The sequence below is a fragment of the Azoarcus sp. TTM-91 genome (assembly GCF_012911025.1).
In the GTDB taxonomy this organism is placed as follows: domain Bacteria; phylum Pseudomonadota; class Gammaproteobacteria; order Burkholderiales; family Rhodocyclaceae; genus Azoarcus.
Genome location: NZ_WUEI01000253.1, coordinates 1 through 1,544, shown reverse-complemented (window position 1 = coordinate 1,544; position 1,544 = coordinate 1). Strand labels below are relative to the sequence as shown.

The window sequence follows — 1,544 nt, the reverse complement described above, 5'->3', positions numbered from 1 at the left end:
GGCACCACCAGGTAGCCGATGCGCAGGCCGGGGTAGAGCGTCTTGCTGAAGGTGCCGGCGTGGATCGCCGGCGCGCCGGGGCGCAGGCCGAACAGCGCCGGCAGGGCGGGGCCGCCGGCACATCCACATCCCGCAACACGCTGTCATCCGCCCATTCGAGCAAGCGCAGCGCTGTCCCGCGCAGCAGCTCCCGGGCGCCGGCATCACCACTGCAAGCCATCAAGCCTGCCCCCCAAGCGGCACCAAACCCTACCGGATGGCCACGCCGGCCGGCGTGGGCCGTGGCCGCCACCACCTCAGGCCCATCCACCGCCGCGACCACCGCACGTATCGCCGCCACCGGCAGCCAGGGCATGTCCGCCAGCGCGACCACCCAGCCGCCCCCTTGGGCGGACGCAGCCACGCCCGCCGCCAGGGCCGCGCCCATGCCGGCCTCCGCCGCGGCGCTCTCCACCACCTCGCAGCCGGCCTCGCGCAGCCAGCGCACCCGCTCCGCCTGCCCCGGTCGCAGCACCGCCAGGCTGCCGGGCAAGGCCTCGCACAGGGCCCGCGCGCTGTGCCACAGCACCGGCCGGCCGTCGGCCAGTGGCTGCAGCAGCTTGTCCCGCCCGCCGGCAGGATCGAAACGCCGGCCGTAGCCGGCCGCGAGCAGGACGCCGCGCAGGGGAAGGGAATTCATGTTCGTGCTCGTTGAAGTGCTCAGCGCAATAGCAGCAGCACTGCGGCGATGAGGATCACCGCCCAGGTCACCAGCATGCCCAGCCCGCGCAGGGCGTACTGGCGGGGCGAGCCTTCGCGGGCGGTCATGCCGAAAGGGTGGGCGAGGCGGGCGAGCAGCAGCGCCAGCAGCAGGGCGTTGATCCAGGCCGGCGGGATGCCGCCGACTTCGGCCATGCCGATCAGCAACAGGGTCAGCGGCACGTACTCGGCGAAGTTCGCCTGGCTGCGGATGCGGCGCTGCAGGTCGTCATGGCCGCCATCGCCGTGATGCACCCGATGGCTGGCCCGCGCCATGGACACCCACAGGGAAAGCGCGACGAAGAGGATGCCGAGCAATGCGCCGTAGAACGCGGTGAGAGCCGGATACATGGGTGCCTCCCTGGGTTTGTGTCTGGGCTGGATTGTGGGTGCGGGAAGGCGCGGATGCCAGCGCCGGGCCTCGGCGGCGGCCGCACCCTGTCTTGGCCGGTGGAAACACCGCGCGCGCCAGGCAGGTCCACGGGCATCGCGTCAGTCCGGCTGAACGGCAGGGAATTCCGTCTCCCGGCCCCGGTTCCATTCAGCGGGAGCGCATTCAGTTACCGCGCTCGCGTGCCTGTGCAGGGTGGTCCCGCGGCGTAGGCACCCGGCTATCGGGCGCGCTCGGACGTGCCGGAGCATCGCCCGCCTCACCGCCCTCGCCCACCCACCGCGCAGGCCGACAAGGTATCCGCCGCCAGCTCCAGCGCCGCCTTCGCCTCGGCCACCGGCAGCACCCGCTCCGGCGTCACCCCGTTCTTCGCCGCCACCAGCTCGGCGGCGATGGACACCGCGATCTCCCCCGG

Annotated in this window: 1 protein-coding gene and 1 pseudogene; both read right to left on the bottom strand. The window is 73.1% G+C overall.

The window, feature by feature from the left end:
• Window positions 1-238: 238 nt before the first annotated feature.
• Window positions 239-679 (bottom strand): annotated as a pseudogene (locus tag GRF61_RS24065) (NTP transferase domain-containing protein); the annotation flags it as partial.
• Window positions 680-699: 20 nt separating this feature from the next.
• Entirely contained in the window at window positions 700-1,089 is a 390-nt protein-coding gene (locus GRF61_RS24060; protein WP_169153141.1) for an MAPEG family protein, read from the bottom strand.
• Window positions 1,090-1,544 lie beyond the last annotated feature (455 nt).

What these genes read in the sequence shown, in the direction of transcription:
- GRF61_RS24060 (WP_169153141.1), bottom strand. Translation starts at nt 1,089, where the DNA reads ATGTATCCGGCTCTCACCGCGTTCTACGGCGCATTGCTCGGCATCCTC.